This is a genomic window from Candidatus Baltobacteraceae bacterium, assembly GCA_036489885.1.
Lineage (GTDB): Bacteria > Vulcanimicrobiota > Vulcanimicrobiia > Vulcanimicrobiales > Vulcanimicrobiaceae > JAFAMS01.
Genome location: DASXEW010000003.1, coordinates 1,441,868 through 1,468,538, shown reverse-complemented (window position 1 = coordinate 1,468,538; position 26,671 = coordinate 1,441,868). Strand labels below are relative to the sequence as shown.

Annotated in this window: 27 protein-coding genes; 8 read left to right on the top strand and 19 right to left on the bottom strand. The window is 60.6% G+C overall.

The window, feature by feature from the left end; genetic code table 11:
* Positions 1–387: 387 nt before the first annotated feature.
* The 11 genes from VGG22_13145 to VGG22_13095 all read right to left on the bottom strand — a co-directional run bounded on the left by VGG22_13145 (position 388) and on the right by VGG22_13095 (position 13,014).
* On the bottom strand, positions 388–1,557 hold the full coding sequence (locus VGG22_13145) for a DegT/DnrJ/EryC1/StrS family aminotransferase (GenBank protein ID HEY1729317.1): 1,170 nt from the start codon (positions 1,555–1,557) through the stop codon (positions 388–390).
* Positions 1,467–2,921 (bottom strand): O-antigen ligase family protein, encoded by a 1,455-nt coding sequence (locus VGG22_13140; GenBank protein ID HEY1729316.1) that lies wholly within the window; start codon positions 2,919–2,921, stop codon positions 1,467–1,469. The genes VGG22_13145 and VGG22_13140 overlap by 91 nt, the downstream gene beginning before the upstream one ends.
* The gene (wecB, locus tag VGG22_13135) at positions 2,918–4,000 is read right to left on the bottom strand and encodes a UDP-N-acetylglucosamine 2-epimerase (non-hydrolyzing) (GenBank protein ID HEY1729315.1); all 1,083 of its coding nucleotides are present in this window, start codon (positions 3,998–4,000) and stop codon (positions 2,918–2,920) included. The genes VGG22_13140 and wecB overlap by 4 nt, the downstream gene beginning before the upstream one ends.
* Positions 3,997–5,118 (bottom strand): DegT/DnrJ/EryC1/StrS family aminotransferase, encoded by a 1,122-nt coding sequence (locus VGG22_13130; GenBank protein ID HEY1729314.1) that lies wholly within the window; start codon positions 5,116–5,118, stop codon positions 3,997–3,999. The genes wecB and VGG22_13130 overlap by 4 nt, the downstream gene beginning before the upstream one ends.
* Positions 5,115–5,708 carry an acyltransferase gene (locus VGG22_13125; GenBank protein ID HEY1729313.1) on the bottom strand — a complete coding sequence of 198 codons (594 nt, stop codon included), beginning with the start codon at positions 5,706–5,708 and terminating at the stop codon, positions 5,115–5,117. The genes VGG22_13130 and VGG22_13125 overlap by 4 nt, the downstream gene beginning before the upstream one ends.
* Positions 5,705–6,709, bottom strand: a complete 1,005-nt coding sequence (locus tag VGG22_13120) for a Gfo/Idh/MocA family oxidoreductase (protein HEY1729312.1) — start codon at positions 6,707–6,709, stop codon at positions 5,705–5,707. The genes VGG22_13125 and VGG22_13120 overlap by 4 nt, the downstream gene beginning before the upstream one ends.
* Complete coding sequence (locus tag VGG22_13115; protein ID HEY1729311.1) at positions 6,706–8,064, bottom strand: nucleotide sugar dehydrogenase; 1,359 nt, start codon at positions 8,062–8,064, stop codon at positions 6,706–6,708. Before VGG22_13115 ends, VGG22_13120 begins: the two co-directional genes overlap by 4 nt.
* A gap of 18 nt (positions 8,065–8,082) precedes the next feature.
* Entirely contained in the window at positions 8,083–9,396 is a 1,314-nt protein-coding gene (locus tag VGG22_13110) for an SDR family NAD(P)-dependent oxidoreductase (GenBank protein ID HEY1729310.1), read from the bottom strand.
* Positions 9,397–9,398: 2 nt separating this feature from the next.
* The gene (locus tag VGG22_13105) at positions 9,399–10,025 is read right to left on the bottom strand and encodes an acyltransferase (GenBank protein ID HEY1729309.1); all 627 of its coding nucleotides are present in this window, start codon (positions 10,023–10,025) and stop codon (positions 9,399–9,401) included.
* Positions 10,022–12,259 (bottom strand): polysaccharide biosynthesis tyrosine autokinase, encoded by a 2,238-nt coding sequence (locus tag VGG22_13100; protein ID HEY1729308.1) that lies wholly within the window; start codon positions 12,257–12,259, stop codon positions 10,022–10,024. Before VGG22_13100 ends, VGG22_13105 begins: the two co-directional genes overlap by 4 nt.
* 110 nt (positions 12,260–12,369) lie before the next feature.
* Positions 12,370–13,014, bottom strand: coding sequence for a response regulator transcription factor (locus VGG22_13095; protein ID HEY1729307.1), 645 nt, complete (start codon positions 13,012–13,014; stop codon positions 12,370–12,372).
* Positions 13,015–13,294: 280 nt separating this feature from the next.
* Between VGG22_13095 and VGG22_13090 the strand changes: the two genes are divergently transcribed.
* Complete coding sequence (locus VGG22_13090) at positions 13,295–14,005, top strand: hypothetical protein (GenBank protein ID HEY1729306.1); 711 nt, start codon at positions 13,295–13,297, stop codon at positions 14,003–14,005.
* On the opposite strand, the gene VGG22_13085 is transcribed toward VGG22_13090, so the two are convergent.
* Complete coding sequence (locus VGG22_13085; GenBank protein ID HEY1729305.1) at positions 14,006–14,257, bottom strand: hypothetical protein; 252 nt, start codon at positions 14,255–14,257, stop codon at positions 14,006–14,008.
* Positions 14,258–14,376: 119 nt separating this feature from the next.
* Between VGG22_13085 and VGG22_13080 the strand changes: the two genes are divergently transcribed.
* From VGG22_13080 to VGG22_13070, 3 genes are all read left to right on the top strand, one after another.
* Positions 14,377–14,661, top strand: a complete 285-nt coding sequence (locus tag VGG22_13080) for a hypothetical protein (GenBank protein ID HEY1729304.1) — start codon at positions 14,377–14,379, stop codon at positions 14,659–14,661.
* A gap of 67 nt (positions 14,662–14,728) precedes the next feature.
* The gene (locus VGG22_13075; protein ID HEY1729303.1) at positions 14,729–15,274 is read left to right on the top strand and encodes an NUDIX hydrolase; all 546 of its coding nucleotides are present in this window, start codon (positions 14,729–14,731) and stop codon (positions 15,272–15,274) included.
* Between the two features lie 47 nt (positions 15,275–15,321).
* On the top strand, positions 15,322–15,507 hold the full coding sequence (locus VGG22_13070) for a hypothetical protein (GenBank protein ID HEY1729302.1): 186 nt from the start codon (positions 15,322–15,324) through the stop codon (positions 15,505–15,507).
* A gap of 11 nt (positions 15,508–15,518) precedes the next feature.
* Here the strand turns inward: VGG22_13070 and VGG22_13065 are convergent, their stop codons facing one another.
* Together VGG22_13065 and VGG22_13060 are read right to left on the bottom strand one after the other, a co-directional pair.
* Positions 15,519–16,172, bottom strand: a complete 654-nt coding sequence (locus VGG22_13065; GenBank protein HEY1729301.1) for a response regulator transcription factor — start codon at positions 16,170–16,172, stop codon at positions 15,519–15,521.
* 113 nt (positions 16,173–16,285) lie between these two features.
* Positions 16,286–17,206: a polysaccharide biosynthesis/export family protein gene (locus VGG22_13060; GenBank protein ID HEY1729300.1), complete on the bottom strand. Its 921-nt coding sequence runs from the start codon at positions 17,204–17,206 to the stop codon at positions 16,286–16,288.
* A 142-nt stretch (positions 17,207–17,348) separates the two neighbouring features.
* Here VGG22_13060 and VGG22_13055 point away from each other — a divergent pair, with 142 nt between their 5' ends.
* Positions 17,349–18,389 carry a hypothetical protein gene (locus tag VGG22_13055; protein HEY1729299.1) on the top strand — a complete coding sequence of 347 codons (1,041 nt, stop codon included), beginning with the start codon at positions 17,349–17,351 and terminating at the stop codon, positions 18,387–18,389.
* Here VGG22_13055 and VGG22_13050 read toward each other — a convergent pair.
* Both VGG22_13050 and VGG22_13045 read right to left on the bottom strand, forming a co-directional pair.
* Complete coding sequence (locus VGG22_13050; protein ID HEY1729298.1) at positions 18,305–19,504, bottom strand: sugar transferase; 1,200 nt, start codon at positions 19,502–19,504, stop codon at positions 18,305–18,307. The two genes, VGG22_13055 and VGG22_13050, sit on opposite strands and share 85 nt — an antisense overlap.
* Positions 19,505–19,766: 262 nt before the next feature.
* Entirely contained in the window at positions 19,767–20,834 is a 1,068-nt protein-coding gene (locus tag VGG22_13045; protein HEY1729297.1) for a type I phosphomannose isomerase catalytic subunit, read from the bottom strand.
* Positions 20,835–20,935: 101 nt separating this feature from the next.
* On the opposite strand from VGG22_13045, the gene VGG22_13040 reads away from it, so the two are divergent.
* Positions 20,936–22,174 carry a HAMP domain-containing sensor histidine kinase gene (locus tag VGG22_13040; protein ID HEY1729296.1) on the top strand — a complete coding sequence of 413 codons (1,239 nt, stop codon included), beginning with the start codon at positions 20,936–20,938 and terminating at the stop codon, positions 22,172–22,174.
* Here the strand turns inward: VGG22_13040 and VGG22_13035 are convergent.
* A complete protein-coding gene (locus VGG22_13035) occupies positions 22,171–22,848 on the bottom strand; it encodes a response regulator transcription factor (GenBank protein ID HEY1729295.1) in 678 nt (225 codons plus the stop codon). The genes VGG22_13040 and VGG22_13035 overlap by 4 nt on opposite strands.
* Before the next feature lie 94 nt (positions 22,849–22,942).
* Between VGG22_13035 and VGG22_13030 the strand changes: the two genes are divergently transcribed.
* Together VGG22_13030 and VGG22_13025 are read left to right on the top strand one after the other, a co-directional pair.
* Entirely contained in the window at positions 22,943–23,677 is a 735-nt protein-coding gene (locus tag VGG22_13030; GenBank protein HEY1729294.1) for a PIG-L deacetylase family protein, read from the top strand.
* Between the two features lie 84 nt (positions 23,678–23,761).
* Entirely contained in the window at positions 23,762–24,100 is a 339-nt protein-coding gene (locus VGG22_13025; GenBank protein ID HEY1729293.1) for a hypothetical protein, read from the top strand.
* Positions 24,101–24,119: 19 nt separating this feature from the next.
* On the opposite strand, the gene VGG22_13020 is transcribed toward VGG22_13025, so the two are convergent.
* Both VGG22_13020 and VGG22_13015 read right to left on the bottom strand, forming a co-directional pair.
* A complete protein-coding gene (locus VGG22_13020; protein HEY1729292.1) occupies positions 24,120–25,268 on the bottom strand; it encodes an acyl-CoA dehydrogenase family protein in 1,149 nt (382 codons plus the stop codon).
* The gene (locus VGG22_13015; GenBank protein ID HEY1729291.1) at positions 25,265–26,659 is read right to left on the bottom strand and encodes an MmgE/PrpD family protein; all 1,395 of its coding nucleotides are present in this window, start codon (positions 26,657–26,659) and stop codon (positions 25,265–25,267) included. The genes VGG22_13020 and VGG22_13015 overlap by 4 nt, the downstream gene beginning before the upstream one ends.
* Between the last annotated feature and the right edge of the window lie 12 nt (positions 26,660–26,671).

The window sequence follows — 26,671 nt, the reverse complement described above, 5'->3', positions numbered from 1 at the left end:
GGAACGCGCAGCGCCTCCATTTTCCCCGGTTTGGAGCGGGGTAGCAGGCAATTGGCTGCCACCTCCTCCCGACGAATGTGAACAACCCACAGTAAGCAGCACAGCACAAAGCGCGCCGCATACGGATATGCGCCCTCTCAAAAGCTTAATCTCCCTTTTACTCTAAGGTGGCGCGCGGTTAGCTTGGTACGGGCGTGAGGAAACGCGCACCGACTTTACTGTGGATGCGCTTCAGGCCCCGCTGCAACGTGCTCCTGTCGCTCGAGCGGTAGCATGCAGTATTCCATAGCATGCAAGCGAGCCCGACGTGAACACGCAAATCTTTGCACAAAGAGAAGCGCCGGCGTGTATAAATCGCCGGCGCATTGCATCTTCGTTAAATTCGTGTCAGGCAACGTTTTCCGCAAGACGACGTGCTCTCGTTGCGCCCCTGAGAGCGTCGACGACGTCATCGACGTCGCGTTCGGTCATCGTCGGATACAGCGGCAGCGAGAGGATTTGCTCCCATACGCGGTCCGTAACCGGAACGTCGGCCGGCAAATCTTTATAGGCGGTAAACTGATGCGTTGGAATATAGTGAACGCTCGTTCCGATATTCGCTGCGCGCAGTTCGTCGATCATCGCATCGCGCGTTATTCCCGCGGTTCGAGGATCGACGCGAACGACGAACATGCACCATGCATGGCGATCGGGTTCATCGACGAACTCGGTGAGGGGAGTAATGCCTCGCAGATCGGCAAGACGGTCGAGATACAGACGCGCGAGCGCTTCGCGGGCTTCTTGCAGCTCTTCGAGCCGTTCCATTTGCGCAACGGCGATTGCCGCACCGAGATCCGGCAAGTTGTATTTGTAGCCGAGTTCGACGACGTCGTAACGCCAACCACCACCGGCCGTGTAACGCTTCCACGCATCGCGGCTCATGCCGTGCAGCGAGAGACGCCGAATGCGCGCCGCGATCTCGGCATCGTTCGTGAGGTACAATCCGCCTTCGCCGCTCGTGATGTTTTTGGTCGGATAAAAGCTATAGGCTGCACCATCCGAATTAGCGCCGGCCCAGGCTCCGCCACTGAGCATCCCAACAGAATGCGCGGCGTCTTCCAACACGCGAATCCCGCGCGGACGCGCGAACTCGACGATCTCGTCGACGGGTGCAGGGCGTCCCGCATAGTGCATGGGCATGATGCAACGCGTGCGTTGCGTCGTAACGGCTTTGACCGTTTCGGCCGTTACGGTCAGCGTACGTTCATCGATATCTGCAAAGACAGGAATCGCGCCGATCTCGCGTGCGCACTGCGCTCCCGCAACGAACGTCAACGACGGCATGACGACCTCATCTCCCGGACCGACGCCGAGCGCGACCAATCCGAGATGCAGACCCGCCGTGCAACTGTTCAGCGCCACGGCATGCGCAATTCCTGAGGCCTTGACGAATCCGTCCTCGAGCGCTTTCACGCTCGGGCCCGTCGTCAACCAGCCGTTTGTAAGAGATTCGGTGACTCGTGCAATTTCGGCTGGTCCGATGTCCGGTCGGGAATAGGCAAGGAACTTGCTACGCACGTGGTTCTCCTTCGGTCACGCCGAGACGCCGCCTCATTGAGGACGGTCGATCTCAGCAAGGCCATCATGATAAATAGAAGCCAGAGATATTTGCGGTTGGTGAGGTCGAGGAAAAGAGCATCGAGACAGATCGCGAGCAGCGTGGCTTGAAACGCGACGCGCAGTTCGTCCATGAAGCCGCCGATGCGCGGAAGCCGCGCCATGTTGCGGTACTCCATGAATAACGCCAAAGCGACGAGCACAATCCCCACGATACCCAACTCAACGCTGGTTGCGATCACGAGATTGTGCGGTGCCCGGTGCCAGCCTACATACATCTGCAAGGGCGCCTGCAGCACGGCGCTGTCGTAGGCGGCGGGGAACGACGCGAAGCCCGCGCCAAACAGCCAGTGCTGCTTGAGCGCGATGATCGCGACCTTCCAGATGTCTTCGCGCCCCGCGCCGCCGCTCGAGATCGCGCTCGAGAAACGCTCCTGAACCTTCATGGCGAACGGAACGACCGCCCCCGCAGAAACCACGAGCAGTCCGAGCGCGAGGACACGATGCCGGCTGCGGATGACCATGAAGAACAGGACGACGACGAGCGAAAGCATTGCGGCGCGCGAACCGGTCAACACGATCGTGATCGCAAGCAGCGCGAGCCCGGCGATGTTGAAGATAAGCGGCATGGCCTTCTTCGTCGAAAGCGTCGTCGCAAACAGGATCGCGAACGGGAGCAAGAGCGCGGCCGCAAACTGGTTCGGGTCGACGGGATCGTGCGGATTGCCGCCCGGTAGCGTCAGGCGTCCCTTATCGTTGAAGCCGTGAATAAACGGCCCGATCGCGAACGCCGACGCAGCCATTCCGCCAACGACGATTGCGGTACACAGCGCCCGGATGTCTTCCTTTGTTGCGATCGTCAGCGTCAGCAAAGCGTAGAGCAAGAAGAGCTGCGCGAATGTCAGATACGCGAGCAGCCACGCCTTGCTGTCGAGAGCCCAAAATCCGCTGACCCCCATCCACACGCCGAGCGCCATCCACGCCAGCACTGCGGGCGAGGGCTTCGAGATCTCTCCGCGCCGCAGCATCATGAACAGGATCGCGCCAAACGCGAGGATGCCGATGAATTTGTTGATCGTTCCAACGTGACCGAAGTTGAGGATGTCATCGAACGGAACCATCGCCGCGTAGAGTCCGAAGGGAAACAGCAGCGGACGCTCGATCGCAAGATAAAATAACGGCAGCGCGAGAATGACGGCGAGACCGAGCGCAAATGTGATCGGCGTGCCGTGCGCGACCACGAATGCCAGCCCGATCATCGTCACCGCCGCGCCCGATGCTGCTAGTATCTTGGCGTTGCGCGGATTTTCGACGATGTCTCTCATGCGATCTCTCGCATCGGCGTCCGCGATTCGAGCAAAATCGTAACCATGCGCTCCGCCGTTCGGCCATCGGAGACATAAGGAAGGGGCGTTTCGGGACGCGCGCGGTGAGCCAGCGAAACGATCGCTTCGGGATCGGTTCCCGCGAGCACATTCCACCCCGACCGGACGGTCTCAAGCCATTCCGTCGAGCTTCGCACCGTCACGCATGGGACACCGAGGACGGCGGCTTCTTTTTGCAATCCGCCGGAATCAGTAATGACGACACGCGCGTTTTTAACCGCCGCAATCGTTTCGATGTAGGAGAGCGGATCGGTCACCACGATCGGATCGCCGTCGATACCGGCCCCCATCGCGTCCAGCATCGGGCGCACGCGCGGATGCGCCGCGAAGATAACCGGCATTCCAAGCTGCCGCAGTGCTCCGACGATACGCTCGAATGCAAGGACGTCATTCGCAGTCCCGGCACGATGAATCGTAACAAACGCATACGTTCCGCTACGTACGTGCCAGCGGCTCAAGATATTCGGCATCGCGGGAAGCCGCTCGCTGGTGGCGTGCGCGAGGTCGATCGTCACGTCACCGACGACGTGCACGCCGTTGCGGATGCCTTCCGCATATAAGTTCGCGGCCGCTACTTCCGTCGGAGCAAACAAGAATGTCGAGAGATGATCGGTGACGACGCGATTGACTTCTTCGGGCATGGAGCGATCGAACGAGCGGCAACCGGCCTCGACATGCGCAATCGGGATCGACATTTTCGCTGCTACGAGCGCGGCCGCCAGCGTTGTGTTCGTATCCCCGTAGACGATGACGCAGTCCGGCTGCTCCCGCAGTAAAACGGGCTCAATGCGGCACATCATTTCCCCGGTCTGCTCGCCTTGCGGCGCCGATCCGACGCCGAGCGTATAGGCGGGTTCCGGAATCTCGAGCTCGTCGAAAAACACGTCGGACATATTGCGATCGTAGTGCTGTCCGGTGTGAACGATCGAGTCTGCGATGCCCGCGCGTGCGAGAACCGGTGCCAAGACCGCGGCCTTGACGAATTGCGGCCGCGCGCCCACGACCGTGATCGTTCTCATGCAGCACTCAACGTTAAGGTCAGCTCACGCACGGCTTCGATGACGACATCTTGGTCCGACTCCGGCATGTCGGGGGAGACCGGGAGTGACAGCACTGCTTTCGCAGCCGCTTCCGCGAAGGGCATGTCGCCTTCTTTTCCACCGAGCATGGCATACGCGGGCTGCAAGTGCAGCGGCAAGGGATAGTACACGGCAGTTGCGATGCCGGCGTTACGCAAGCGTTCCTGAAGCGCGTCGCGCTCTGCCACGCCGATCGTGTACTGATGATAGACGTTGTAGCAGCCGTTCTCTTCGACCGGCTGTTGGATGTCTTCCGAGGCAGCGAAGCCTTCGTTATAGCGCGCGGCGATGACGCGCCGTGAGCTGGTCCATGCGTCAAGGTGACGAAGCTTGACCCGCAAGATCGCGGCCTGCATCTCGTCGAGACGGCTGTTGAGACCGATCTCCTCGTGATAGTACTTCTTCCGGCCGCCGTGCGCGCGTAGCGCGCGTATACGCTGTGCGAGATCGGTTCGATCCGTGACGATCGCGCCGCCGTCGCCGCACGCACCAAGGTTCTTGGACGGAAAGAAGCTGAAGGCAGAAATCGTCCCGAACGTCCCGGTCTTCTTGCCGCCGATCGCCGCCGCGACCGATTGCGCGCAATCCTCGATCACGTCGATGTTGTGGGCCTGCGCGATGCGCATGATCTCGTCTATCGGCGCCGGCGCTCCGTACAAATGCACCGGGATGATCGCGCGCGTACGCGGCGTGATCGCCGCTTCTACTGCCTTCGCGTCGATCTGCCACGTTTGCGGATCGATGTCGACAAAGACCGGCGTCGCGCCGACGATCGAGATCGCTTCCGCGGTTGCAATGAATGAAAACGTGGTCGTGACGACTTCGTCGCCGGGACTGACGTCGAGCGCACGCAATGCCAAGTGCAGTGCATCGGTTCCGGAGTTCAGGCCGATCGCATGCTCGACGCCGAGATAGGCTGCGAACTCGTCTTCGAAGGCACCAACGTTCGGGCCGAGGATGAACTGCCCGCTGTCGATGACGCCTTCAACCGCAGCCAAAAGGTCCTCGCGGATGGCGCGATGCTGCGAACGCAAGTCGAGGATTGGGATCTGGTTCATTTCGGCTGTAATCTTCCGTCGTTGTTGCGATAAAGTTTGGCGCACCCGGTGCAATGCGCACCGCCTTGCTCGAGTGCGAGACGCGCACCGCACATGCAGGCGTAACCGATGACACGAGCTGGATTTCCGACCACGATCGCGAACGGTGGAACGTCGTGCGTAACGACGGCGCCGGCGCCGACGAATCCGAATTCGCCGATCGTGTGGCCGCAAACAATCGTCGCGTTGGCACCGATCGTCGCGCCACGCTTGACGATCGTTTTGGCATAATGCTCCGACGTGTTGCGCGGAAAAGCTGAACGCGGTGTGATCACGTTCGTGAACACCATGCTCGGTCCGCAAAACACGTCGTCGTGCAGCTCGACGCCTTCGTAGATCGACACGTTGTTTTGAATCTTGACGTTCGAGCCGATCCGGACGCCTGGGGCAACGTAGACGTTCTGTCCCAGCGAGCAACGCTCGCCGATCCGGCAACCCTTGCCAAGATGGCTGAAGTGCCACACGCGGCTTCCGTCGCCGATCACGACGTCGTCGTCGACAACCGCCGTAGCGTGCACGAGCGGCGACGCAATTGCGGCTACCGCGCTCATACCGGTGTCCTTTCATAGGTCTCGTGGAGGATCTGCGGTTCCGACGATGCGCTCATCGAAAGCGCGCGCACGACTGCGAGCCCGGCCTCGCCGTTCGTAGGAACCGGCGTTCCGTGCGTGATTTGATCGATGAACGCTTGCAGCTCGGTGCGCAGCGGCTCATCCCGTTCGAAACGGTGGGTCGTTTCCTCGCCGCGCCAAAGCTCGGCGCGCGCAACTTCTTTGCGATCGACGCCACACGGGATGTACGCCAAGCGCGTCTCACCCGAGAGCTCGCGCAGTGCCAGCATTCCGCCCGAGCCGAACACGTCGAGCGACGCGCTTTTGAGAGGGTCGAGCCACGTCACTTCGATGTGCGCGCTACGTCCGCCGGAGAAACGAAAATCACCGTACGCAAAATCGGCAATGCCCGGCGTTGCGAAGCTATGCCGCGCAATCGAGGTACCGACCGGTTCCTCGCCCATGACGGCAAGCATCGTCGCAACGTCGTGCGGCGCAAAACTCCACCACACGTCCTCGACAAAGCGCAGACGCCCGAAGCTCGCGCGGCGCGCGCGCACGTGGTGCACGTCGCCGACCATGCCGGTTCGCACGGCTTCCAGCACGGCGCGCACGCCCTGCTGATAGAGCACGATGTGACCGACGAAAACGTGAACGCCCTTGCGCCGCGCCTCTGCAACGATCATTTGCGCGTCTAAGACGCTCAGCGCAAGGGGTTTCTCCACGAAGACGTGCTTGCCGGCCGCAATTGCCGCCAGCGCAAGCTGGGCGTGCGTTTGCGCCGGAGTCGCGACGACCACCGCATCGATCGGCATCCGGAGAAGCTCGTCGAAGCGGAGGGTCGCCGTTGCCTCAGGATGTTTATCCCACGTCTTCCCGAGTAGCGCCGAATCGGCGTCACAGATCGCGCCCAGCACCCCAAGCGACGCAGCGGTCGCGACGTGATTTGCGCCCCACTTGCCTGCGCCGGCGATGCCGAGCAACGGTTTGGTGCGGCTCATAGCAGGACGATCTTCTCCCGGTTGCTTTCGACGCGGCAGGTTGCATTGCGCGTATCGACGACCAACCGTGCGCGCGCGACAATCCGTTCCCAATCGAAGGCGGAGTGATCCGTAAGGATCGCGACGCAATCGGAAGATGCGAGCAGATCATCGGTAAGCGGTACGGAGCGGCGGACCTTTCCGTGATCGTCCGCGAAGCTCGCAATGTGCGGATCGTGATATTTCACGTTCGCGCCGTCGTTTTCGAGCAGCTCGACGACCTTGAGCGAGGGCGATTCACGCCAATCCGAGACGTCGCGCTTGTAGGCCATGCCCAAGACGAGAACTTGCGAGCCACGCAGCGACTTGCGTTCTTTGTTCAGCGATCTCGCGATACGATCGCGCACGAAGTACGGCATCGTTTGATTGACCTGCGCCGCGAGTTCGATGAAGCGTACGTAGTAATCGTACTGGCGTGCCTTCCACGACAAGTAATGCGGATCGAGCGGAATGCAATGGCCGCCCACACCCGGACCCGGCTCGAAACGCATGATGCCGAAGGGCTTGGTCGCTGCTGCATCGATCACCGACCAAATGTCGATCCCCATGCGGTCGCACAGCAACGCCATCTCGTTGACGAGCGCAATGTTGACGGCACGGAACGTGTTTTCGAAGACTTTCGTCATCTCGGCAACGCGCGGGCTCGATACCCGCAGTACTTCGGTAATCGTCTGCTCGTAGAACGTCGCCGCCATGTCGAGACACTCGGCCGTCACGGCTCCGACGACTTTGTTCGTGTTGTGCGTGTTGAAGCGCTTGTTTCCCGGATCGACGCGCTCGGGCGAGAAGCCCAAATAGAAGTCCTTGCCGACGATCAGCTCGCTGCGCTGCAGTATCGGGAGTACGACCTCTTCCGTCGTCCCCGGATAGGTCGTGCTCTCTAGAATGATCAGCTGACCCGGACGCAGCTGCGAGGCGATGTCGTGCACGACGTTCGTGATGTACGAGATATCGGGTTCTTTGTTCGGCGTCAGCGGCGTCGGGACGCAGATGACGATGACGTCGCAGCTTCCGAGCCGCGACATATCCGTCGTAGCCGTGAATTTGCCGGAGGCAACGACGCGAGCTAGATCCTCGTCGTTGACGTCGCGAATGTAATTGAGGCCTTGATTGGCTTGCGCGACGCGGATCGCGCTGCGATCGAATGCGAGAACCTGGAAGCGCGCCTTCGCCTGTTCGACGGCGAGCGGCAACCCGACGTAACCGATGCCGACGACGCCGACCAGCGCCTCGTGCGTTTTGATCAGATGCCGAAGCCGCTGCGGCGGAGTGGATTGGACCTGCTGGGCATGCGTGGCCTGGGAGAGGAGATTCATTATGGCGTTTGAGTCCGTTTAAGAAGCGCGAGCAATGGCGGGAGCGAGCGGCGAGGATGCGGCTCGAGCAGCCGCCTCGACCTCGTGGATGACCGGAACGCTTTCCGGTCTTGGCACCAGATGTGTGCCGGGTGTGAAGCTCGGTACGAGCGTTTGCAGCAGTGACACGGTGGCTTTCACGTCGGAGATGCGCACCGCGCGTTGCAATTCAGCGATCGAAGCTGCGACGACATCGTACTCGACGCGTTCTTGCTCTGCGATGTAGAGGCGCTCGTGACTGGTACGCGTCATGCCCTCCCCCGCGGTCAGCAACTCTTCATAAAGCCGCTCGCCGGGGCGCATGCCGGTCTCAACGATGTCGATGTCGCGATTCGGAACGAGCCCGTGATACTCGATGACACGGCGCGCTACGTCGATGATCTTCATCGGCTTGCCCATGTCGAGTACGAACACTTGACCGTCGTAGCCCATGACCATGGCCTCGAGGACGAGCGAGACCGCCTCGGGGATCGTCATGAAAAAGCGTTCCATGTCGCGATGGGTGATCGTGATGGGACCGCCTTTTTGCACTTGACGGATGAAAAGCGGAAGCACGCTGCCGCGGCTTCCGAGCACGTTACCGAACCGGACCGACACAAATTCGGTGGGCGTACGATGCGCGAACGACTGGCAGATTAGTTCGCACGCGCGTTTCGTCGCGCCCATCACGCTTGTAGGATTGACCGCCTTATCGGTGGACAGGAGAACGACGCGTCCCGTGCCCGCGGCTGCGGCAGCGAGAGCGACGTTGTGCGTCCCGAAAATATTGTTGCGAACGGCTTCGCAGACGTTCTCTTCCAGGATTGGGACGTGTTTGTGCGCAGCCGCGTGCAGAACGATGTCGGGTTGCCCGTTCGCAAAGACGTTGCGCACTGCTTGAATGTCGCCGACGTCGGCCAGGACAATGCGCGTCCGCGCAAAGCCGCGCTCGGCCAGCTCTTGCTGGATCGCGAACAAACTGTTCTCGCCGTGTCCCATCAAGAGCAGTTGCTTGGGTTCGAGCGACGATACTTGACGGCAGATCTCGCTGCCAATCGAACCGCCGGCCCCCGTCACGAGCACGACGTTGTCGCGTACGTACGGTTCGACGTGTTCGAGCACGATACGCGCTGGTGGACGGTCCAGCAGCACTTCCCACGGAAAATCCGGGAGCGCAGCACGCGGGATCGTCACGACGGGTTTGGCAGCAGGTTCGACGACGACCGCCCTCTTCATACGGCGCGGCGGCGCGATCAAGAAGCTCAGCACACCGGCAATGAGAATGATGACGATGCCGGCGATCAGCGTTTCCATTACTAAGGCACCCACCGCTCGACGCGCGACAGCGTCAACTCGGGCAACGCGTTTTCATCCCAACGCTTGACGACGGTTGCAGGGACGCCGACTGCGAGTGAGTACGGCGGGATGTCGTCGATCACGACGGCTCCTGCACCGATCATGCTGTGATGACCGATGCGCACACCCGGAATGATGCTCGTCCCCGAGCAGATGATAACGTGATCTTCGATGATGACCGGCTCGAACTTGAAATTGAGCGGCAGCATCGGATCGGTGACCTCGGGATTGATGCGCACGGCCTCGTGCGCGGTGATGTTGACATGCGAGCCGATGTGCACGTTGTCGCCCATCTCGATTCCACCGGCGCCCCACAGTACGCAGTAGGGTCCGATCTCGCAGTTGTCGCCGAGACGAATGTAACCGCTGCCGCCGCTCCACGCCGAGCCGCCGCACGAGAGGTAGGCTCGCGTGTCGAGGAAGCACTTCCGGCCGGCTTTGAAGCGATCGGGTGCGCGTACGATGACGCCCTCGCCGAAGATCACGTGGGGAAATTGCGATTGCGCCTTCTCACGCGCGATCGCGTACCCGGCTTCGCGCTGCACGGCGCGCAGCACGGTCATGAGCGTTTTGGGATTGAATTTCATGGCGTAAGAAGCGCAGGCCCCGCCTTTGCGAGGTAATCCATGTAGTCGGCTTGTGCCGAACGAGATGGAGCGATCCGATTGAGAACGAGGCCGAGCAGATTCACGCCGCGCATGCGCGAGATCTCGCGAATCACTCGCTTGAGCGCGTGCGAATTCGTTTGATTTTGCGACACGACGATGACGGTGCCGTCAACGCGCGCCCCAAGAATGCCGGCGTCGTACATCGCAGCCATGGGCGGCGTGTCGAACACGACCAGCGAGTACTCGGCGGCTGCTTCTGCCAGCAGCTCTTCGAAGGGCTTTGCCTGCAAGAGAGCCGCGGGATTCGGCGACGTCGTCCCCGATGGTAGGAAATCGAGTCCGGCGTGCCGCGTTGCGCGAATCGCGTCTTTGAGAGTTGCCCGGCCGACAAGCACGTCGGTGATGCCCGGGCGTGGATCGTCGACGCCAAGCGCGGTGTGGAGCGTCGCACGGCGCAGATCGCAATCGACCAGAAGTACGCGCGGCTGGAATTCGGCCATCGCAATCGCGGTGTTGAGCGCGACGATTGACTTGCCGTCGTTCGCGGATGGGCTCGTGATCGCAATCGAGCGGAGCGGCTTGCCCGTGGAGTAGCGCAGGTTGGCGACGAGGCGGACGAATGATTCGATCCACATCGCACGCAGCCAACCAATGCTTTCGCCGTCGGGGGCGCCTTGAGCGTCTTCGTTGGCGGGCGGAAGCACTTTGTGCGAACCGGCGGGCAGCTTTTCCGCGTGGCGGTCTTCGAGCTTCGGGACCGTCGTGAGCACGGGAAGTTTGTAGGCCTCTTCGAGCTCGCGTTCGTCGCCTTTGAGTGAGGCGTCGAAGACTTCGACCAGCGCGACGCCGGCGAAGGCCAGCATGATGCCGAGGATCAGCGAGACGATGACGTTGAGCTTGAGATTCGGGATGACGGTGTAGAGGGTCGACTGTGCCGGCGAGATGAGGGCGACGTCGCTGATTGCAGCATCTTTCTCAACCGAAGCTTCGTTGTATTTGCCTTCGAGCGCATTGTAGATGTCTTCCGTCGACTTCGCTTTGCGCGCGAGCTCCGTGTACTGCAGCTGCTCCGTTGGGATCGTACGAATCTGCTGTTCCATCGTGTTGCGTTGACGTTGCAGACCGGAAGCCAGCGCCTGCTGTGCAGCAATCTGACCCTGCAGCGTGCCTTCTTCCGTGCGGAACTGCTGATAGATCGGATTTGGCACGACCGAATTCGACGAGTTGACCGTCTGGGGCAGCGCATTGATGCGAGATTCGAGCTGCGCCTTTTGTTCGCGGAGCGCAATCACGGTCGGGTGTTGTTCCGTATACTCCGATTCGGCGGTCTTCAGCTGAACGTCGACCTGCGCCAACTGCGTGCGCAGTTGATCGACGACGGGATTCGTTCCGACGTTCTTGCTGCCGATCAACGTTGTAGGCGTCTTGGCGAGCACGGATTCCACACTCTTGAGCTGGGCTTGGTCCTGTCCGGCATCGGTCTGCGACTGGCTTAGCTTGGAATCAAGCGCAGCGAGCGCTTGAATCGTCGTTTGCGTCTGATTCGTGATGTCGGCGATGCTGTGCTCGGATTGAAATGCGGCGAGCGCCGTGGCTGCCTGTTCCATGTCGCTGCGTGCGCGCGGGAGCTGTTGCCCGATGTAATTCATCGCGCTGATCGCTTCGCGTGCCACGATGTCGCGTTCGCGATCGACGAAGACGCTCGCCGTGGTGTTGGCGATGTTCGCAGCCGTCACCGGGTCCGACCAAGTCGCCTCGAGCGAGATGATCGACGTGTTGATGACCGGCGTTGCCTTGATGTGCTTGAGCAGATCGGGCGGCGAAACGTTGAGATGAAGCTGATCGACCACGCCCTGCGCGACCGGTTCTTCCTGCAGCAGCTCGACGTACGATTCCGCCGTCTGCGTTCCGAAGCCGGTTAGCAACTCGTTGAGGACCGGCAACGTCGACGAAGGCTGCGTGCTCGTCGGGCCGCCCGGACCGGTCATGAGTTTCGCCGTCGTCGTGTACGAACGCGGAATGACCAGCGTGCACCACGTGACCAGCAGCGGAAAGGCGATCAGGATCGCCAGAAAAACTTTGCGACGGCGAACGAGCGTGCGCCACAGATCGCGAATCGACGTGCGATTGCCTGCTGCAACGTCCTCGATCGTGTCGATGACGGATCCGGTTAGTTGAGGACGATAGTCAGGGCTGAGAAATGTTTGATCCACGTTAAGCGCTCCAGAAACAGCGCCAGTATAGTTTGGCGCACGCAGCGTTCGTTAGGGCCAAGCAAACTGTCGGCATGGGTACTTGTGGCAGCCGTCAGTGTGCCGAAGGCTTACGCCAAGCCCGATTTGATCGCGTAAACAGCAGCCTGCGTTCGCGCTGAAACGTTTAGTTTGGAAAAGATGCGGCTGATGTGGTTCTTGACGGTGCGTTCCGAGAGAAACAGCTCGGAGCTGATCTCTTTGTTCGACAGTCCGCGCGCAATGTAGCGGATGATCTGCGTCTCGCGGATCGAGAGCTCGTTGATGTCGGCGCGACCATTCATCGTCGAGCGGCGTCGTAGCACTCCTCCGGCGATGCGTGGATCGACATAGGACGATCCTGATGAGACGGCTTTTACAGCCTGTTTGAGCTCGCTCGGAGATATGTCGGTCACAAGATACCCATCAGCGCCGGCATTCAGACAACGCTGCATTGCCTCGGCATTGAGGTGACTCGAGAGAATGCAAACGCGCAGCTGGGGAAGAGTTTCGCGGCAACGCGCGATCGTCTCGGCGAGATCGTAAGCGTGCGCTTCCATGTCAACCAGTAAGAGATTGGGTCGCAAGTTCGATAAGGGGGCGAGCGTTATATTGCGATAGTCGCCCAAGATCTCGATCTCGTCGTCGGTCGAAAGCAAGTGGCAAATGGCTTTGGCAAAGAGTGCCTGCGATTCAATGACGACGACGCGTTGCGGGCGGGTGTCGATCTGTAGCATGAGATTCCTCAGAGTTGCGGGTCGGAAGCAGAGGCGGGGAACCGATGGTCGGTTGTTCGCAAGGATAACATTTGCAACACATCACTTGCGATGGGAATTTAGCGAACGCACATGCAGTTATAAGGCCCAATTTGAAGGCACGTTTTAACATCTACTGACGGGCTAGAGCAGTCTCTGGTCCTAGTGCGCGCAGTCTTCCGGGACTGGCGAAAAGCCTAGTTGGCGCGGGTGGAAAGCCGCATCCAAAACAATCCAAGCGGCCGTATCATAAGAAAACATTATGTTTTTGCGCAGTAATGCGCCGCAAACGAACGGCACGCATGCGATCCTGGAACGCGAACAGCTAACACTTTCGAACGTTCAGATCGATTCATGGCTGTTGCAGGCGGATGAAAGCGCCTTCGATGTGCCGCTGCGCAGCATAATCGCCAAATATCAATGGCGGCGTCCCGAATCGATCGAGATTACTCGTAGCTCGTACGGGCGAACGTATTTACGCGAAGACGTACTCGGAAGGCCGCTTTACCTGGGCATCGCTTGCTCGATGGCGCTCGGCGTCGTAATCATCTCGCGCGAGGCGCGTATCGGCATCGAGCTCGTTTCACCGCTGGATGCGGACCGGCTCATGCCTGCAATAGAAGATTCGATTTGCGTGCAAGAGCGCGATTTGATTACAGGCCTAAGCCCTGCTGCGCGACGCCGCGCGCTGCTCGCGATCTGGTCGCGCAAGCGCGCACTCCAAGCCGCGAACTCCGTCGTCGAACAGTCGCCACTTCAAACGATTGCGGTGGGTCTCGGCGAGCTTGCGCTCGAGCTGCCGGCATCATTCGGATGGCTGGATCGCTGGCGGGTACACGGATTCACGCTGCGCGGCGGCGAGCTTGGATCCATTGCGGTTTACAACCACGACCAGCTTCTGGTCATCGGGGCCGGCGAGCGCCGGACGGGCGTGAAAAAGGGAACCTTCGCAGGCTACGAGCGCCGCCACTGACTATCTGCGCGTAAAGCGCTTTTCGCGATCGGCGCGAATGCGATCGATCCGCGACTCCATATCTCTGATCGTCGAGCGTGAGCCGGTAATCATCGATGCGTGCCTCTGCAGCCGAACGACGAGCACAACGATGACGATCGCAAACGCAAGGAGTGCGCAGATGATGCGCGCCGGCGTCGGCCAGAACGGCAAGATAGCGAGTGCTGCAAACAAAATCGCCACAACAGCATAACGGTCATACCATCTAGGCATAGGGCGTTATGATTTCGTCAGGACGAGGCGATGAAAGGCGAAGTTTGCTTTGGCAAATGAGCCTTTCAGCAACGAAGTCATGGCGAAATCAGAGCGCCCTATTCTTCGTCTAAGTGAAGGTGGCAGCCATCTTCGGCTTCGTTCAACACTTCACGCGCTTCGGCGAGCGCCGCCTGCGACAAATCTCCCGACGGTTCTATCGAACCTTCTTCAGCAAGAAAATCGAGTTCGTCCCAATCTTCCCATGCTTCGAGCGGTTCGCCGGCTTCTTCACCTGGAAATCGAACGCAAAATCCCTGATCGATATGCAGTCCGACGACCTGGACGCGAGTGCCGCGGGGAAAGTACGGTCCCTCTTTCCAGAGCGTGCCGTACGTCGTGTCGTAGAGTTCTCCGATACGTAGTCTATCGATTGGCCCTTTGCTCCTCGCAAGACGTTCGGGTGGTTTTCGCGTAGTCCGGGCTCATATCATGCCGGACTGGAAGATCCTCAAATCCGAGGTTGTTATCGACACGCCGCACCTGCGTTTGCGCCGTGATTCGATCGAACTTCCCGCAGGAACCATCGTCGAGGGCTACCACATACGTGAGACACGCGGCTTCGTCGTAGTGTTCCCAATTACGCCCGAACAGAACGTCGTGCTCGTTCGGCAATACAAGCACGGCATCGGCGAAATCGTCCTTGAGCTACCCGCCGGCGCGATCGATCAAGGGGAATCTGCCGAGGATGCCGCGCTACGCGAACTCGGTGAAGAAACCGGTTATACGACGCCGCGCGAACTGGAACGCGTTCAAACGTTCATCGTCGATCCGACGAACTCAAACGGGCGTTTTACGCTCTTTATCGCGCACGACGTCTCGCTCACGCAGAAACGTCATCTGGATCCGACTGAAGACATCGCGGTCGAGCTCGTCCCCATCGACAAGCTGATCGATCTCGTTCACAGCGGCGAGATCAACGTTTGCAATCACGTCGGCGCGATCTACACGATTCTCGACCGGCTCGGCCGGCTCTGAAACCTCTGGGCGGCCCCCGGCGTAGAAGCTAATGGAGGTCTAGGCAGTTGAGTCTTTTCATTCGCCTGACGGTCATCGTCGCGCTCGCGGTGGTAGCGCTGGTCGTACTGGCGTTCGTCCTCAAGGCGCTCGTGGTCGGCGCGCTCGTTGCCGCCCTGATCGTGGCCGGCATCTTCGTCACCGGGTTTTTCCGGCGGCTATCCTCGCGACCCGGTCCACTGGTCCGGCGCTAAACCAAACCGGCCTAAACCAAGCCCGCCTTCATTGCATGAATCGCGGCCTGCGTGCGGGCCGTGATTCCGAGCTTTGCAAAAATCCGGCTGATATGATTTTTGATTGTCTTCTCGGAGACGGACAGCTGCGAGGCGATCTCTTTATTTGAAAGACCCCGGGCGATCAGCCGGATAATCTCGGTCTCCCGCTCGGAGAGATCGCTGAGCGCCGAACGCGTCGGCATCAGTGTCTGGCGGCGTAAGACGTTTCCGGCGATGCGCGGATCAACGTAGGTCGAGCCTCCGGCCACGGCCTTGACCGCACGAACCAGCTCCCCCGGCGTAATATCTTTGAGCACGTAGGCTTCGGCGCCCGCGGATAGGCAGCGCTGCAGCAGCTCGGCGTGACCGTTCAACGACAGAACGACGACGCGCGCGTTCGGCACCGTTTGCCGGCAATACCGCATCGTATCCGAGAAGTCCATCGGATGTCCGTCCAGATCGATGACGATAATGTCCGGGGCGTGCCCGTCGGTGGGAATGTCTTTGATCGTCTGGGCATCGCCGATGACTTCGAGGCCGGGATCGCTCGCGAAGACTTGGCAGAGAGCCTTCGCGAAAAGAACCTGACCTTCGACGACTGCGACCCGGACCGTGGGACGTATCGGAATTGGAGATATCGACATTGGGCCGGGAGAGAGTCCTTTTGGGAAGCTGATACGGGACGTTCATACCCCCGAACGCCCCGCTAAACGCCTTTCACCGAAAAGAATTCAATGAGAATCGCGACGCTTGCTCGCTAGATGTGCGTCCCGATTCCGATCAGATTTTCGATCAAATAGATCGGATTGAAGGCATTCCCTTGACGCGCTTGCGGCACGTAAACCACGTCGTCTTTCTCCAGGACCGGATCCGAATGCGTGCGATCGCCGCCGTGTAGGGCGTCGTACATGTTGATCTGATCCTTCTCGACTTTTCCGTTGAGGTCACGGCTTACAGTGACGTGATTGAGATCGGCTTTCGCATTGGCGCTGGTGCCGGCTTGCGCAATCGCGACGGAAAGACGATCGCCCTGGTGGACCGTGTAGTAGCCGGGATGATCGACGGCGCCCACGACCTCAATTTGAATGGGCAGGGGGCCCTCGACGTAAACGACGGCGTTGTTGCTGAGCGGAACGTTGAGCTTGCTCTTCCCGCCGACCAAGAGGTCTTGCAGCGAGACTTCCGTGGCGGTGCCGTTGTCTTGCGTCACGCGCGCTTTGGGGTAGTCGCCATTCGTCGTTCCCAGGCCGCCGGCCGCGGCAACCGCATCGCTCAGATGCGCGCCGCTGCGAACCACGTATTTGCCGGGCGTCTTCACGTTGCCGAGCACGAGGACGTTATTCTGTCCCTCTTGCGAGAGAGCCACCGTCACGATCGGATGACGCACGAATTTCAAAAGCGCCGTCTTGATCTCGTCGGCAGCCTGCGGGGGCGTTTTGCCGCCGACGTTGATTCGTCCGACAAGCGGATACTGAATGTTACCGTCGTCTTGAACGGTTACGATTTGAGTGAGCGTCGGCTCACCGAATACTTGTACGTTGAGCTGGTCGCCGGCGTTGATATGTGAGTCGCTCGCAGCCTGCGATTGCATTTGCGGCTGCGTCTGCGCAGCGGCGTGCAATGGAACGGCCATACACAAGAGCAGGGAAGCGGCGAACGTCAGGGCTGCGGTTCTCATGGCGCGATTTTACGCTTCCGGCTTCGGTCGCGCGCGGTACACTTAAGCGTGCAAGCGCGGTACTTTCGCCTGTTTCGATTGGGACTGACAGTCTTTTGAGGTTCTTTTTGCTTGCGTAGCGGGCAAAAGGCAGTGGAACGTGGTGAATCAGCAGACGGATCTTCTCGTCCATCTTGGCGCCGCTCAAGGCTGGATCGTTCGCAGCCGCTCACCGCGAACCGGCGGGAGCCGCGCCTATTTCACGCCGCTGCGCGGCTGGTCGAGAACATTCCCCGAGGTTACCGGCTCGCTGATTTCAACCGTTTTGCAAGCAGGCGATGAAGAGCTTGCACGCTCGTTCGGCGAGTTCTTGCTCGAGATTCAGCACGCCGACGGAGCTTGGACCGCCGGCATGTGGCCGACGCGCAACCATGCAGCCCGCAATGCAATGAGCACGGCGCAGATTCTCCAAGGTCTCTGCGCGCTCTACCGGCATTCGCGCGAAGCAATCTGGCTTGATGCCGCAGAGCGAGCGGCGGGCTGGCTCGCGAGCGCTTCCGAATCGCTGAACGCGACGTATCACACGCAAGTCGCCTGGTCGCTGCTCGATGCCTGGTCGATTACGAGCGAAGAACGGCAACGCACGGCCGCGATTGCGATTCTCGAACGCGCGCGAGCGCGCAGAACGCTGATCGGCGCATTTGCCGGCTGGGGATTCGGCGGCTCGGACTCCGCGTTCACGCACACGATCGGATACACGCTGCGCGGTTTTCTCGAAAGTGCGCGCATACTTGACGCTTGGCCGCGTTATGGCGCGCCGCTGATCAACGCGCTGCGCCGGCTCGCGGATGACGCAATCGCCTCGGACGGGCGTTTGGCCGGCGCATACGACACCGATTGGCGGAGCGACAAACGCTACTCGTGCTTATCCGGAAGCGCGCAGATCGCGCTTTGCCTCGTGAGCGCAGAGTCGATGAAGCCGCACCACCGCTATCCGCATGCGGCCGGCGTTCTCATCGAAGATATCTGCCGGCACCAAAAGATCGATCATCCGATCCTCGGCGTTCGCGGCGCTGTTTCGGGATCGCATCCGATCTGGGGACGCTACCTACGAGGACGCTATCCGAGCTGGTCGGCGAAATACTTGTGCGACGCGATCGCCGCTTTGCGCACGAGTCCGGCCGCCGCTTTGACGATGACATAGGCGTCCAGAACCAAACCCCAATTCTCAACGTAGAACAGATCGTACGCGAGTTCGCGCTCGTCGCTCGAGTTTGCGCCGTGAACTTGCGCCCAACCGGTGAGACCGGGACGCACAAGCTCACGCTCGACGTAACGCGGGTTGAAGGCACGCGCCGATTCGGCGACATCCGGATCGTGCTTACGCGGACCAACGAGCGCCAATTCGCCGCGGAACACTTGCAGTGCGATGCGCGGTGCAAACGGCAGCGTGAACGCCGCGCCGCACACATCGGCGGTGCGTTTGACAAGGCGCGCCGCGGACGTAGAAATCCGAACGGGACGCGGCAAGATCAGGGCTTGATGACCGAGCATCTCCGTACGCAGTTGGTAACCGTAAGCGCGAATGCGTGGCATCGCAAATGCGATCTGCAGACCCCATTTGCGGGCGGCTGCAAGCAATGACGGCACATGGCGCGGGTCGGGAACGTCCGCGAAGATCAGCGTGTCGCACTCCCAACGCAGGAGCTTCACGAACCACCACAGCTCTTCGAAGGCTACCGTCGTGGCGAGATCCAGATCGAGGTCGTCGATCGGAATCGAAAGGATGTGCGTATTCGGAACGAGCGCAAGCTCTTCGCACGCAGCCCGCAATCGTGCCGCGTTTCCGACCAGTGCGACCCGACGTTCGCGTGCGAGGAGCTCGACTTCTCGTGCCCGGTGTGCGATTGCGCGCATGGTCGTCACCGTTGCGATCGAGAGTCCAAGGGAGGTTAGGAGAACCAACCGCGATGACGACAAGGAAGGCACGAGCGTGAACAAGATGAGCTGCGGGGCGATTCCAAGCGACAATGCCGCAATCGTTGCGTAGATCTCATCTTGGATCGTCATGGCGAACGACCGTTCGTATAACCCCAGCAGGTTGAACAGCCACAGCCACAACGCAACATAGACGATGACGGAGAGCGCGACACGCGACGCATCGAGCGTCTCGTGTGCGACGGCTTGCGCGATACGCGCACCGAGAAACGCGGAGAGTACGAAACCGAGAATGTCGGCCGAGAGCAGCGTAATGATCCATGGACGCGAGAGGCGTCCAAGCTGCGGACTCGAGATTAGTTGCGGAGCTGCCGTGGCCACGCTGCCAGCGTAAGCGGCTCGCCGCCGGAGACGCGAGAGCCAAATGGCTCAACGCCCTCGGTCCCGCAACTGGAAGTCGCAGTGCCGGATTGGCCGGGCGCACGTTCGATCCCGAGCAAGCGTGCATGTTGTGGTGGTTCGGCCGAACCACAGTATGGCTGAGGATTCTCTCGGTCCCTCGACTACGCTTGCGCTTTGCGCAAGCTACGCTCGGGATGACAAGAACGGCGGGGCTACGCTAGAGATGACAAAAATGGCCGCGTTACGCTCGGGATTGCAAACTCTTTGGCTCGAACTGCGCGAGAAATGCATCGCGCTGCGCGCCGGAGACACTCGCGCGCTCGAGGCGGCGCACAAACACCTCGCGATTGGGGGTGACGCAAAGCGCCGAACCGCCCAGCACGTCGACCGAACCGAGCTCGGCCGGAACGAGCACCGTCGTCCAACGCTCGAGCTGCGTCATCGACTCACCGGTGACGAGCGTCATGGAATTGTCCAGCGTCATCACGATGATCGGCTCGCCGTCAGGCCGCAGCGTTGCCTTTGCACCCGAAACGCTAATACGCTCAACGACGAAACGCGGATCTGCGATGAATGCTTCCGCGCGAATACCGTCGACGTCATATTTCAGATGCGTGGTCTGCGCCGTAGTTCCCGCGCCGTAGTTCAAAACGTCGCCGGCTTTTTCAACGTGCAGCTGGCGCGGCTTCCCATCCGGACCGACACGATTCCAATCGAAGATCCGGTAGGTTAAATCGCTGGCCTGCTGCGTCTCGAAGAGCTGAATGCCTTCGCCGATTGCGTGCAACGTTCCGGACGGAAGATAAAATGCGTCGTTCGGTTTGACCGGAACGCGGCGCAAGATATCGCCGAGCGTTCCATCTTTGACGCGGCGTTCGTATTCTTCGCGCGTTGTTGCCTTGGTCCAACCAAGGACGAGCTCTGCGCCCGGCTGCGCTTCGAGGATCACCCAACATTCGGTCTTACCGAACGGCTCGTGCTCGACTCGTTGCGCGTAGGCATCGTCGGGATGGACCTGCACCGACAGGTTCTTGCGCGCATCGATGATTTTCGTGAGAACCGGGAAGATGCGTCCGGTCTCGAGCGTCCCCATGAGGCGTTTGCCGAGCAACGCGCGCAATTCCGCGATCGACTTTCCAGCGTAAGGTCCGCTCCGGATCGTGTTCTCGTCCCAGCACTCCCACGATTCGCCGAGGGTCGCGTTCGGATCGCCCTTCTTTCCGTAGGCTTTGACGAGGGCATCGCCACCCCAGATAGCGGTGGTCTCCTTCGGCTCGATTACGAGCGGCTGCAGCGTCTGGCCGTTCATGATGCGGCCCACTTTCGACGGCCCCAGGCGCTGGCCTGGAGGGACGCGGTCGAGGCGTCGAACCACCAGCAAACCGATGATGCCGCTGGGGGGAATATAGCGTGCTCGAGCGCCGGCTGTTCGCGTCTTATTTGGGCGCCTTTGCAGTCGTTATCATAATCTTTGCCGCGGCGGTTCGCTTCTCGTTCGAATCGATCGTGCAGCAGCAAGCGACAAACCGGCTTTCGACGCTGGCGCGTGCCGGCGAAGCTGCGACCGACTTCGTACCGGGCGGCTTCGTCGTCAACGAACACTCGCTGGGCGGTTTCGACGTCGATCCCAAAATCGAAGGGCTCGAATGGTTTGATTCGCAGAAGCGGCTCGTGACGCGCCGCGGACATGGGCCGCCCTCATATGTTCCGCCGCAGCTCGGCCGGTTCGCGTTGACCGGCGCGGGCGGCAAGCGCTTGGAAACCTACACGATCTACCTGCAGAACCAGGAACATCAAGACGTGGGGTACGTGCGTGCTGCGCTGACGAGCGACGCGTTTGCGCAAGGTGTCGGCGCGCTCGATCTCGGCATCATGTTCGGCTCGCTGCTCGCGATTCTCGCTGCGAGCGTCGGCGGATCGATGCTGGCACGCGCATCGCTCGAGCGCACCGAAGCCAGCTACGAGCGTCTGCGTGAATTTACGGCCGACGCGTCGCACGAGCTGCGCAGCCCGCTTACCGCACTTTCAACCACCGCCGCGGTCGCGCTACACGAAGCGCCCGACATGTCGGAACAAACGAAGAACCGTCTGACGTCGATCGCCGCGACTGCCAAGGACATGAACCGGCTGGTCGACGATTTGCTGATTCTGGCGCGCGCAGGCCGTTCGCTCGAGCGCGAGATGTTCACCGTGCACGTCGATGCGATCGTCCGGGAAATCTGCGAACGCTACAAAGATTCGGCCGCCGCAAAGTCGATCAAGCTCGCGATTCATCCGGGCGCCGGCGGCCAAGTGATCGGCAATCCAGAACAGGTTTCGCGCATCATTGCGAATCTCGTCGAGAACGCGATCCGTTACACGCCCGAACATGGTTCGGTCATCATTTCCTGTAGCGGCGATCCGGTCAACGTTCAGGTCTCGGTTGAAGACAGCGGAATCGGCATCGCGGCCGAACATCTGGATCGCATCTTCGATCGCTTCTGGCGCGCCGCACCTTCACGCGTCAACGACGGAGGAAGCGGACTGGGGCTTGCGATTGCACGCGCGCTCGCCGAACGTCACGGCGGACGCATCCTCGTAACGAGCCGCCTTGCAGCCGGCAGCACCTTTACGATTACGCTACCGCGCCGCCCACCGTCACTAACTTAGGCTCCGAGATCGCTTAAGCGATACCCCAGACCGTAGACGGTCTCGATCGGATCGGTGCATCCTGCGGCGCGGAGCTTGCGGCGCAGGTTTGCGATGTGCGTTTTGATCGAACCCGTTCCGCTGCCGACGTCGAATGTGACGACGCGGTCGAGCAGCATCGAGCTGGTGAATATCTGGTCTGAATTGCGCATCAGTGTCTCGAGGATCGCGTGTTCCGTGCGCGTGAGCGGCACGTGCTTTCCCTCAAACGTTACTCGTGCGCTCTTCGGATCGAGCGAGAGCGGTCCGCGCTCCAAGACCATCGGGCGCGATTCGCGCGTACGCCGTGACACCGCGCGCACGCGCGCGCTCAGCTCCGCGAGATCGAACGGCTTGACGACGTAGTCGTCGGCCCCGGCATCGAGAGTCGCAACCTTGTCTTCAATTGCATCGCGCGCCGTAATGATGAGAATCATGGCTTGATCGCCGGCATCGCGCAGTTTGCGACAGATCGTGAGTCCGTCGATTCCCGGCAACATGATGTCGAGAAGCATGAGATCGTAAGAGCCGGCGAGCGCGTAGTTGAGACCGTCGCGTCCGTCGCTCGTTACGTCGACCACGTGCTGTTGCAATCGCAAATCATCCGCAACCGGACTCGCGATGCGTTGATCGTCTTCAACGATAAGAATTCGCATTATTTCACCCGGGCGCTTGGCGAAATGACGGCGATTTTCCTCATATATTCCTTGACGATTTCTGGACTCCGGACGTGTAGCCTCGTGCTTCGCTATGTTGAGGGAAGCTCATGTTACGTTCGGCGGCACAGAGCTCCCGCACAAATCGCTCAATGCATTCGGCCCAACCACGATCGTCGCGCCGCACCCGGACGACGAAACTTTAGCGTGCGGCGGGCTCATTGCGCTGCTCCACCGTAACAAGCAGCCGGTTTCGATCGTCGTCGTAAGTGACGGCGGCAACTCGCATCCGAACTCGAAAGAGTTTACGCGCGAAGCGTTTATCAGCATGCGCAAGATCGAGGTCATGACCGCGGTGCAAGAGCTGGGTGTGACGCCGGCAGACGTGCAGTTTCTCGATTACCCCGACGGTAAAGTTGCGAGCGACCCGGTCAGTGCGTTTCCGGCAATCGTAAAACACGTTAGCTCGGTGCTCGAGACACTCAACCCGAGCACGCTCATCATTCCTTTTCGCGGCGACTCGAACGCGGACCACACCGCAACCTGGCACATCGTTCGTTCTGCGGTGCGACAGATGAAGCGCGCGCCTCGCATCCTCGAATATCCCGTTTGGATCGGGCCGCTTACAGAAGCAATCTGCGACGAACTTGCGCCGACGGTTTGGAAACTCGATATCGCCTCGGTGCTGGGGCGCAAGCAGCGCGCGGTTCTCGCGCATCGCTCGCAGCTGGGTGAGATGCAAAGCGAGAACGGCAATTTTACGCTGCCGCCGGATTTGCTATCGGTCTTCGTACGCGGGTACGAAGGCTTTTTCGAATTCCGGGATTAGACCGCCCTTAAGGCGCGTTAAAGGCGCCCTTAGAATGCGCGCCCGAAGCGTTGTCTTTTTCGCCGCAAAGCGCAAACTCGGGATATGAAGACATTCTTCGGTAAGGTTTTGCTTGCCAGCCTCACATCAAGCATGCTGGTCGCGTCGATGTTGCCGCTCGCGGTGCAAGCCGGCGAGGTTTATAATCGCGAGCACAACCAGCAAGCCCGTATCAACCAGGGCGTGCGCAACGGCTCGTTAACCTACGGCAAATACCGGCGCGACGAGAATCATCTGGACGCCGTCAATGCCCAGCGCCGCTACGATCTGCGCCACAACGACGGCCACTTGACGGCCGGGCAGTATCATCAGATCAACCACGAGCTCAACAATAACTCGCAGCGGATCGACTACACAAAACACAACCTTCCGCGCCAACCGTAACACTGACGGGCCCGCCGGCTTACGAGATCGTGTTTCGCTCGATGAGCTGGCGGGCGATGATCGTCTTCTGAATTTCGTTTGTGCCCTCGCCGATGATCAACAAGGGCACGTCACGGAAGAAACGCTCGACGTCGAACTCCTTGGTGTAGCCGTAACCGCCGTGGATGCGCATTGACTCGAGCGAGCACGTCATCGCCGTTTCGGTTGCAAAGAGCTTGGCCATTCCGGCTTCCATGTCGCAGCGCTCTCCACGATCTTTTCGCTCCGCCGCCGCGTAGGTCAAGAGACGCGCCGCGTTCACGGTCGTCACCATGTCAGCAAGCTTGAGCGCAATTGCCTGATGTTGCCAGATCGGCTTTCCGAAGGTCTCGCGCTGCTGTGAATACTTGACGGCCTCGTCAAGTGCGGCTTGCGCGATGCCGACACCGCGAGCGGCAATGTTGATGCGCCCGAGCTCGAGTCCGCTCATGATCTGCTTGAAACCCAAGCCTTCTTGTTCGCCGAGCAGATTTTCCGCGGGGACACGATAATCGTCGAAGACAACCTCACACGTATCAAGCGCGCGGTACCCGAGCTTGTCGATGTCGCGGCTGACGGTAAACCCCGGTCCCTTGTCTTTTTCGACAATGAAGAGGCTGATGCCGCGATGACGCGGCCGCACCTCGGTATCCGTTTTCGCGAGCACGAGAAATGTGTTGCCGGTGCGGCCGTTCGTAACCCACATCTTCGTTCCGCGGATCAGATACGAATCGCCGTCGCGGCGCGCGGTGACGCGAATTGCTTGCAAATCGCTCCCCGCCTCCGGCTCGCTCAGCATGATGCCGCCATGCTTCGTACCGTCGCTCAAGGCCGGCAGCCACGCCTTACGTTGACGCTCGGTTCCACCCGTGAGGATGTCGTAGCACATGATCAGATGGCTGTTGAGCACGCCGGTGATCGACATCCACACGCGCGCCATCTCTTCGATGACCGCAGCGTACGTGCTGACGTTGAGGCCTGCGCCGCCGTACGCTTCCGGAACGATCGCACCGAACAGCCCCATCTCGCGCATGCGCGCGACAAGCGCGGCCGGATATTCGTTGCGTGCTTCGAGATCGTGCGCAACCGGACGTATTTCCGTCTCGGCGAAGCGCCGGATTTGCGCGAGGACGTCTTGGTCGATCGTCATCTGCCGAGTAGCGTCGTCAGCTCACCGACTTCGTCCAGAAGTTCGAGACCGCGCACCGTCTCGACGATCCGCGCGCAGTGCGCATCGTCGTAGACTGCGCGCGCCAAGCTGAGGAACTTGGCTTCGACTTCGTCCCACGAAAGCGGCTTGTCGGGTTCGCCCTTCGGCGTCCAGTTGATCCGCCGCGTGGTAGTGCCGTTCGCATCGATCTCGACGCTCGCAGCCATGGTTGGGAAACGTGCTTCGATCTCGGGATCCAAGCGCACTTCGATTCGCTCGATCGTTCGCGCGACGTCCGCATTTCCGAGCAACTTATAGTCATCCCAGGTCATGCGCCCGTGCAGCAGCGCGACCGCCGCGAGAAAGAACATGCTGAATTGTCCGTCGACGATCGAACGCGGCGCACGTTTCGCGTCCTCAGGGACGCCGATAAGATCCATGCCCTTGCGCGGCAGGCCGATGCGAATCGCGGTGACGGCTTCGGGCTTCAGGTTCGCTTCAGCGACGATCTCGCGAATCACGTCGATGGCTGCGTGCGAGTAACGGCACGAAGGATACGGCTTGAATGCGGTCTCGTCGACGGCGAACCGTTCTCCGAGCGTGCGAACCACGTGTTCGACGTCCGCGCCGTCGGTGTATCCGCGGAAAAATCCCGAGCGTCCCTCGAGCGCATCGCGAGCGCCGACGGCTCCCGCCCGGGCAAAACGAAACGCCAGGATTGCGTTGTGCGCGGTGAGTCCCGTGTGGATCCGCTTGTTCCAAGCGCCATTTTCCAGAAATTGTAAAGAGCCGGCGGATTGGCTTCCATTTATCCCGAAAGCGTTTTCGAGGACATCGGCGCTCGCGTTCGCGACGTTTGCGACGGCGGCCGTCGCCCCAAACGTCCCGCAGGTCGCGGTCGGATGAAAACCGCGATCGTAGTGCGCCGCCGGATCCGCAGCTTCCGCGATGCGAACGGTCGCGTCGTAGCCCGCGACGACGGCCGCAATCAGCCGCGCGCCGGAGGCGCGCATCTCCTCGGCAACCGCCAGCGTGGCCGTAATCGCGGGTGCCCCCGGGTGGATCGAGCCGCCCTCGTGCGTGTCATCGAAATCCAGCGTGTGCGCGAACGTTCCGTTCAATAGCGCGGCGTAGTGCGCTTGATAGCGCGGACCGATTCCAATCCCGGTCGCTTTCCCGGCGCTCCCCAGCGAGTCGACGACCCGTAGGACGACGTCGCTCGATTCGCCCGCAATGCTTGCGCGGATCGCGATCCCCAAAAGGTCGAGGATCGCCTGCTTCGTCTTCTCTACGGTCGCTGCCGGAAGATCGGTGAACCCAAGGTTCACGGCATACTCCGCAAGGCGTCGCGTGATCAACTGGCGTGCCGGGGACGCGGTCAGGGTCGTCATCTTGGCCTCCTT